This is a genomic window from Stenotrophomonas sp. STEN087 (assembly GCF_056759115.1).
In genome coordinates this window covers 22,649-30,308 of sequence record NZ_JBRRCR010000050.1, presented here as the reverse complement: position 1 = coordinate 30,308, position 7,660 = coordinate 22,649, and the positions used below count along the sequence as shown (strand labels likewise).

The 7,660-nt window shown below is 69.9% G+C and carries 6 protein-coding genes; 1 reads left to right on the top strand and 5 read right to left on the bottom strand.

Annotated elements, in window-relative coordinates; translation table 11 throughout:
- Positions 1–122 precede the first annotated feature (122 nt).
- The gene (gene hrpB / locus ACVOK1_RS13640; protein ID WP_481562382.1) at positions 123–2,627 is read right to left on the bottom strand and encodes an ATP-dependent helicase HrpB; all 2,505 of its coding nucleotides are present in this window, start codon (positions 2,625–2,627) and stop codon (positions 123–125) included.
- A gap of 67 nt (positions 2,628–2,694) precedes the next feature.
- Here hrpB and ACVOK1_RS13635 point away from each other — a divergent pair, with 67 nt between their 5' ends.
- Complete coding sequence (locus ACVOK1_RS13635; protein WP_481562381.1) at positions 2,695–3,492, top strand: TatD family hydrolase; 798 nt, start codon at positions 2,695–2,697, stop codon at positions 3,490–3,492.
- 204 nt (positions 3,493–3,696) lie between these two features.
- Here ACVOK1_RS13635 and ACVOK1_RS13630 read toward each other — a convergent pair whose 3' ends face one another.
- From ACVOK1_RS13630 to ACVOK1_RS13615, 4 genes are all read right to left on the bottom strand, one after another.
- The gene (locus ACVOK1_RS13630) at positions 3,697–4,599 is read right to left on the bottom strand and encodes an NAD-dependent epimerase/dehydratase family protein (RefSeq protein ID WP_481562383.1); all 903 of its coding nucleotides are present in this window, start codon (positions 4,597–4,599) and stop codon (positions 3,697–3,699) included.
- Positions 4,599–5,537, bottom strand: coding sequence for a 2-dehydropantoate 2-reductase (gene panE / locus ACVOK1_RS13625; RefSeq protein ID WP_481562380.1), 939 nt, complete (start codon positions 5,535–5,537; stop codon positions 4,599–4,601). Before panE ends, ACVOK1_RS13630 begins: the two co-directional genes overlap by 1 nt.
- A gap of 332 nt (positions 5,538–5,869) precedes the next feature.
- The gene (locus ACVOK1_RS13620; protein WP_150453760.1) at positions 5,870–6,679 is read right to left on the bottom strand and encodes an ABC transporter permease; all 810 of its coding nucleotides are present in this window, start codon (positions 6,677–6,679) and stop codon (positions 5,870–5,872) included.
- Positions 6,676–7,644 carry an ABC transporter ATP-binding protein gene (locus tag ACVOK1_RS13615; protein ID WP_188115453.1) on the bottom strand — a complete coding sequence of 323 codons (969 nt, stop codon included), beginning with the start codon at positions 7,642–7,644 and terminating at the stop codon, positions 6,676–6,678. The genes ACVOK1_RS13620 and ACVOK1_RS13615 overlap by 4 nt, the downstream gene beginning before the upstream one ends.
- Between the last annotated feature and the right edge of the window lie 16 nt (positions 7,645–7,660).

The following is a 7,660-nucleotide window of genomic DNA, read 5'->3' as shown; positions in this document are numbered from 1 at the left end:
GGGCCCCCGTCAACCGGTTCTGCCGGGCGGGGGGCCGGATCCGGCCCCCAACCCCCTTCAATCCCCCCCCCGCCCGGGGGGGGGGGTACCCCTTCCCACCCAAAGGGGCCCCCCCCCCGCCGTCAGGTGCCGCGCGGCTTGGCCCGGTGCGTCGCCGTCGCCGTCCACGGGTCGTCCGGCCACGGATGGCGCGGGTAGCGGCCCTTCATCTCCTTCTTCACCTCGGCATAGGTGTTTTCCCAGAAGTTGCGCAGGTCCTGGGTGACCTGCAGTGGGCGGCCGCCCGGCGACAGCAGGTGCAGGGTCAGCGGTACGCGGCCATCGGCGATGCGCGGGGTGTCGGCCAGGCCGAACAGTTCCTGCAGCTTCACCGCCAGCACCGGCGGCAGTGGTTCACCGCTCTCGCTGTCCAGCGCATAGCTGATCGGTCGTTCCAGCCCCGAGGGCACGGTGATGCGGGTCGGCGCATGGCGCTCCACCAGCTGCCGCTGCGACCATTCCAGTGGCGACTTCAGCGCTTCGGCGAAGCTGCTCTCGTCCAGGGCATCCAGCCGCGTGTTGCCGGCGAAGGCCGGCTGCAGCCATTGCGCGCGCGTGGCGAGCAGGGCGCCGTCGCTGCAGTCGGGCAGGCCGAGCTCGGGCATCCAGCGGCGCAGCGATTCCACCCGCGCCTGCCATTGGCGCAGGCCCTCGGTCCACGGCAGCGCCGACAGGCCGAGCTCGGCCACCGCATCGGTCAGTGCCTGCGCGGCATGCTGCGGATCGACGCGGCCGGCCGAGCGGCTGTCCAGCACGATGCGGTCGAAGCGCGTCTCGCGCAGGGCCACCAGGGCGCGGCGCTCGCTGTCCCAGCGCACGGTGTCCTCGGTGACGAAGCGCTGCGGCCATGCCGCGTGCAACGCGTTTTCATCCACGGGCGCGGCGCGCAGCAGCAGGGCATCACGTGCTTCATAGCGCAGCTCGCTGACCACCAGCCACGGCTCGCCGCGCAGGTCGCTCAGTTCATGCAGGCGCGCGCTGCGGCCGTTGGCCAGCAGGTAGCGCAGCGGATCGCTGGGGTGCTGGAAACCGATGCGGTCGGGGAAAGCGTGGGCCAGCAGATCACCCAGCTCATGCGCTTCGATGCTGCTGGGCGGCGTCGCCTCGCAGCGCAGGCGTCGGCGCCACTGCTTGGCGGCCGCATCGATGGCGGCCAGGCCGCTGCGGTTGGCATCGGACGGCGCACGACCGTTGCGGAATGCCGCCAGCGCACGCCAGCGTGCGGCCACCGCATCGCCGCCCTGGCGCAGCGGATCGCGTGCTTCCAGCAGCGCGGCCAGATCGGCGGCCAGCGCCTGTGCGCGCGCATCGGGCGCGGCCAGCAGCATCGCCGCCATGCGCGGGTGGGTGCCCAGCGCCAGTACGCGGCGACCGAGTGCGGTGATCGCGCCGGTGTCCGACAGTGCGCCCAGGCGCTGCAGCAGTTCGCGTGCGGCGGCCATCGGGCCGGACGGCGGCGGATCGAGGAAACGCAGGTCGCTGCTGCCCCAGGCCGCCAGTTCCAGTGCCAGCCCGGCCAGTTCCACCTGGTCGATCTCGGCGCGGCGCTGCGGCTCCAGCCGCTGCGACTGCGGCCACAGCCGCCACGCCACGCCCTCGGCCACGCGTCCGGCACGGCCGGCGCGCTGGTCGGCCGAAGCCTGGGCGATGGCCACCACGTCCAGCCGGGTGAAGCCGCTGTTGGGGTCGTAGCGCGGCTCGCGCGCCTGGCCGCTGTCGATCACCACGCGCACGCCGGGCAGGGTCACCGAAGATTCGGCCACGTTGGTGGCCAGCACCACGCGGCGGCGGCCATCGCTGGCGACCTGCAGCACGCGGGCCTGCTGTTCCACCGGCAGCTCGCCGTGCAGCGCCAGCACCTCCAGGCTGCCGTCCAGCGATTCCTGCAGGCCCGCCTGCACGCGCGCGATCTCGCGCTGGCCGGGCAGGAACACCAGCAGGTCGCCGGGATGCTCGGCCAGGGCCTGCTGCACCGCGCGGCGCACCTGCAGCTCCAGTGCCTCATCGCGGCGCGCCGGGAAATGGCTGACCGCCACCGGATAGCTGCGGCCTTCGCTGCTCAGGCGCGGCGCATCGAGGAAACGGGCAAGGCGCTCGCCATCCAGCGTGGCCGACATCACCACCAGGCGCAGGTCGTCGCGCAGCTGCGCCTGCACGTCCAGCGCCAGGGCCAGGCCGAGGTCGCCACTGAGGTGGCGCTCGTGGAATTCATCGAACAGGATCGCGCCGACCGTTTCCAGCATCGGGTCATCCTGCAGCATGCGGGTCAGAATGCCCTCGGTGACCACTTCAATGCGGGTGCGCGCCGAGATCTTGTTCTCGAAGCGGATGCGGTAGCCGACGGTGCCGCCCACCTCTTCGCCCAGCTGCCGCGCCATGAACAACGCGGCGCTGCGTGCGGCCACACGGCGCGGTTCCAGCAGGATGATCTTCCGGTCCTGCAGCCACGGCGCATCGAGCAGGGCCAGCGGCACCTGGGTGGTCTTGCCGGCGCCGGGCGGCGCTTCCAGCACCAGCCGCGGCTGCGCGGCCAGGTGCTGCTGGATCTGCGGCAGCAGCGGGGAAATCGGGAAGAGCGGGGCGTTCATGTGCAAAGGATAAGGGGCCATGGCCGGCGCGGGTACAATGCGCGGGCACTTTTCCCCCGCGATGACCATGCACCTGATCGATATCGGCGCCAACCTGACCCACGACTCCTTCGACCGCGACCGCGATGCCGTCCTGGGCCGTGCACGGCAGGCCGGCGTGGTGCAGATGGTCATCACCGGCGCCAGCCGCGAGCACTCCCCGCTGGCCGTGCAGCTGGCCCAGCAGCACTCCGGTTTCCTGTACGCCACCGCCGGCGTGCACCCGCACCACGCGGTGGAATACACCGAGGAGTGCGACGCCGAAATGCGCGCACTGCATGCGCACCCGGAAGTGGTGGCGGTGGGCGAGTGCGGGCTGGATTACTTCCGTGATTTCTCGCCGCGCCCGGCGCAGCACCGCGCGTTCGAGCGCCAGCTGCAGCTGGCCGCGGACAATGGCAAGCCGCTGTTCCTGCACCAGCGCGATGCGCATGCCGATTTCATGGCGCAGATGAAGAACTTCGAAGGCCGCCTCGGCCCGGCGGTGGTGCATTGCTTCACCGGCGAACGTGACGAGCTGTTCGATTACCTGGACCAGGACTGGTACATCGGCATCACCGGCTGGCTGTGCGACGAGCGCCGTGGCGCGCACCTGCGCGAACTGGTGAAGAACATCCCGGCCAACCGCCTGATGATCGAGACCGACGCGCCGTACCTGCTGCCGCGTACGCTGAAGCCGATGCCGAAGGATCGCCGCAACGAACCGATGTTCCTCTCGCACATCGTCGAGGAACTAGCCCGCGACCGTGGCGAAGACGTAGCGGTGACCGCGGCCAATGCCACGGCTGCCACGCGCACGTTCTTCCGCCTGCCCGACGCAGGTTGATCCTGTCGTTTACATCCGTCGCGCTGCGCGCAGGGTGGTAGTGCCCGGCCCGCGGGCGGCGCGCCCGGGGTGTGGCGCCCCCGCCCCCCCCCCCCCCCCCCCGCGCCCCCCCCGCCCCCCCCCCCCCCCCCCCCCCCCCCCCCCCCCCCCCCCCCCCCCCCCCCCCCCCCCCCCCCCCCCCCCCCCCCCCCCCCCCCAACCCCACTACCGGATCAGGCTCCGCCCGGCGAGCGAAGCGGCCAGCTCCTCCAGCCCTTCCCGATACGTCGCAAACTTCGGCACCCACGCCAACGCCTTACGCGTGCCGCGGCTGTCGATGCGCTTGTTGCTGGCGTAGAAGCGCCGCAGTGTCGCGCTTACCGCCGGGTCATCCCAGGCCACTGCCGCTGGCAGCGGGAATCCACCCAGCTGTGCGGCATAGGCCAGCACATCCTGCGGTGGCGCGGGCTCGTCATCGGCAGGCAGGTACAGTCCATCCCGCGTGGGTCGCTGCATCGCCGCGATGACCACGGCCGCCAGATCCTCCACATGCAGCCGGTTGAACACCAGCCCGGGCCGTACGACATGGCGCGCGCGGCGCTCGGCCAACTGCAGCAGCGCATTGCGGCCAGGGCCATACAGCCCCGGCAGACGGAACACCGCCGAGGCGATGCCGCGTGCATCGGCCAGTGCCTGCCACTGCGTTTCGGCCAGGCGGCGCTGCACGCCAGCGGCTTCGCTGGCATCGGCCTCGCTGTTCTCGTCCACCCAGCCACCGCCGCGATCCGCATAGACCGAAGTCGAGGATAGGTACCCCACCCAGCGCAGCGCCTTACTGGCCTGCAGCACAGGCAGCAGCTGGCGCAGTGCAGGATCACCCTGCGCATCCGGCGGCACGCTGCACAGCACCGCCTGCGCCTGTGCGATGGCCTCCAGCAACGCCGCTGACGGCGCGGCATCGGCATGCAGGCGGTGCCGCTGCAGTCCATCGTCGACTGTCGACGACGGATCGCGCACCGTGCCCGACACCTGTACGCCACGCGCCTGCAGCTGCGCGGCGAGCACGCGCCCACTCCAGCCCATGCCGAGGATCAGCACCGGCGACGGCAGTGGCGCGGGCGCCGACATCACGCGCCGCGCTGCGCCTGGTAGGCCTGCAGGCTGCTGTAGGCGACCTGCAGCAGCAGTGCTTCCTGCTCGGCCTTGCGTGCGCGCACCAGCATGTCACCGACGATGTGCGCCGCTTCCACCTGCTGGCCGGCTTCCAGATCGCGCAGCATCGAGGCTTTCAGTGCAGAACCGACCTGGGTCAGGGTGCCGCGCGCGGTATCCTGCGCGGCCTGCGGCACCGGCTCACCGGCGGCCTCGGCCACGGCCAGGCACTCGTCGTACAGGCCGCGCACGATGGCCTCGCCATCATCGGTGGCGACGATCGTACCGATGTCCGCGCGCAGCAGGCAGGTGGCCGCCGCGAGCGCGGTCAGGAAGGTGTACTTGATCCACTGTTCCTGGCCGATCTGCTCGCTGGCCAGGTGGTCCAGGTTGGCCTGCGCACACGCAGCGGCGAAGGCACGCACGCGGTCGGAGATCGCTCCACCGTCGCGCTCGCCGAAGGTCAGCTTGGCCGGCTTGCCCAGGTGCAGCACCGCGCCATCGGGCGCCTTGGTGGCGCTGATGAAACACAGGCCGCCGAGCACCGCCTCGCGGCCGAAGCGTGCGTCCAGTGCGGCGTAGTGGTGCAGGCCGTTGAGGATGGGCAGCACGCTGGTGTGGGCGCCCACGGCCGGTGCGATCGCATCGATCGAGCTGTCCAGGTCGTAGGCCTTGCAGCTGAGGATGACCAGGTCGAAGGGCTGCTGCGCGGCAAGCGCGGGCAGGGCGTCGGCAGTGACGTGCTGCACCGGGAAACTGGCATCGCCGACCGGGCTGCGGATGACCAGGCCATCCTGGTCGAGCTGGCTGGCGCGGGTCGGGCGGACCAGGAAGGTCACGTCCACGCCGGCCTGCGCGAGGCGGCCGCCGAAGTAACCGCCGGTACCACCGGCGCCGAGAATCAGGATGCGCATTGCACGTTCACCGTTTTCTGGGGGAGTGTTCGACCCCCGATTGTGCCGGAGATCGCAGGCAAAAAAAGAGCCGAGCATTAGCCCGGCTCTACCGTTACGCCATCCACGCATGGCGTGGATCTACTGGCCACCGGCCAACTGTCGAAGGCGGGGTGGGTCCGGTTGAGGGGGTGTGAGCGGCATGGATGCCGCGACCAAGCCCCCATGGATGGGTTTACGGCGTCCCCTGCCACCGGACCCACCCCGCCATCCCACGGAATACCAGCTGTTGACGTTGACGTTGCTTTGGCTTGTTGCAGCGGGTGCAGGGCCGCAGGCCCTGCAGGCACCCCTCAGCTGCGCATGCCCACGCCACGGCGCAGCAGCCACAGCGCCAGCGCCGTCAGCACCACCACGAAGCCGAGCATCAGCGCATAGGCCACCCACACCGGCACGTCGCTGCTGCCCAGCAGGCCGTAGCGGAACGCATTGACCATGTAGAAGATCGGGTTGGCGTGCGTGGCCGCCTCGGCCCAGCCCGGCAGCAGCTTCACCGAATAGAACACGCCGCCCAGGTAGGTCAGCGGGGTCAGGATGAAGGTCGGCACGATCGCCACGTCATCGAACTTCTTGGCGTACACCGCGTTGATGAAGCCGGCCAGCGAGAAGATCGTCGCGCCCAGGACCACCGTGGTCAGCGTCACCAGCGGGTGCGGAATGCGCACCGGGGTGAAGAACATGGCGATGATCAGCACGATCACGCCGACCATCAGGCCGCGCAGCACCGCACCGGCCACATAGCCCCACAGGATCACCCAGTTCGGCATCGGGCTCACCAGCAGTTCTTCCACGTGGCGGCCGAACTTGGCGCCGAAGAACGAGGAACTGATGTTGCCGTAGCTGTTCTGGATCACGCTCATCATCACCAGACCCGGCACGATGAACTCCATGTAGCTGTACTCGCCCATGTCACCCACGCGCGAGCCGATCAGGCGGCCGAAGATGAGGAAGTACAGGGTCATCGTGATCGCCGGCGGCACCAGGGTCTGCCCCCAGATGCGGATGATGCGCGCCACTTCGCGGCGCACGATGGTCATCAGGGCGATGCGGTTGCGCTGTGCGTCGGTGATCGGCGCAGCGGGCGTATTCGGGGTGCCGCTCATGCGGAGGTCTCCTGGTTGCCAGTGAGGCGCACGAACAGTTCCTCCAGGCGGTTGCTCTTGGTACGCATCGAACGCACGCGGATGCCGGACTCGTTCAGCGTGGCGAACACGCGGTTGAGATCCATGGCGCGCGGCATGTCGATGTCCAGCGTGTGCGCGTCCGGCGCGGTGAGGGTCGCGCCCTCGATCACCGGCAGCTGCGCGGGCAGGTCACCGTCGATGTCCAGCAGGAAGCCTTCCACATCGAGCTTGGCCAGCAGGGAACGCATCGGGCCCTGGGTGACGATCTGGCCGTGGTTGATGATGGCCAGGTTGCGGCACAGGTACTCGGCCTCTTCCAGGTAGTGGGTGGTGAGGATGATCGTGGTGCCGGCGGCATTGATCTCCTTCAGCACCCGCCACATGTCGCGGCGGATCTCGATGTCCACGCCGGCGGTCGGCTCGTCGAGGATCAGCAGGCGCGGGCGGGTCATCATCGCGCGGGCGATCATCAGGCGGCGCTTCATGCCACCGGACAGGGTGCGGCTCATCACCTGTGCCTTTTCCCACAGGTGCGCGCGCTTCAGTTCCTCTTCGGCGCGCTTCTCCGCTTCCTCGCGGGCCACGCCATAGAAACCGGCGTAGTTGACCAGGATGTCGAAGGGCTTCTCGAACAGGTTGAAGTTGATTTCCTGCGGCACCAGGCCGATCAGGCGCATGGTGGCGCTGCGGTTGCGCACCAGGTCGCTGCCGAACACTTCCACCTGGCCCTCGCTGAGGTTGACCAGGGAGCTGATGATGCCGATCAGGGTGGACTTGCCGGCGCCGTTGGGGCCGAGCAGGGCGAAGAAATCGCCCGGGGCGACCTCCAGGGAAACCCCTTTCAGGGCCTGGGTGCCGTTGTCATAGGTCTTGCGCAGGTCGCGCACGCGCAGGGCGGGCGCCGTATCGTTCAGGGAAGCCAAGCTCGAAGCCTTCGCGCCCATGGGCTGGCGCTGGAGA